The following is a 257-nucleotide window of genomic DNA, read 5'->3' on the forward strand; positions in this document are numbered from 1 at the left end:
CTCTGGAACTGACTCGTCTCTTACTCGTCGACGGTACGGGACTGTCACCCTGTCTCGTGCTCTGTTCCAAGAGACTTCTCGTCGAGTTTCTGAGAGTGTTTGTCAGCCCGAACACCACATTGCCCGTAAGGGCTTCGGTTTGGACTGTGTCGCGTTCTTTCGCCAATACTAACGACATCGCGTTTGCTTTCTTTTCCTGTCGATACTAAGATGTTTCAATTCTCGACGTTCCCCATTGCGCGAAGCAATTGCGGTGG

The 257-nt window shown here is 51.4% G+C and carries 1 rRNA gene; it reads right to left on the reverse strand.

The features are described from left to right. A 23S ribosomal RNA gene (locus ACJYUO_RS21895) occupies nucleotides 1–257 on the reverse strand; the annotation flags it as partial.

It is taken from the genome of Natrinema sp. CRL1 (assembly GCF_059162405.1).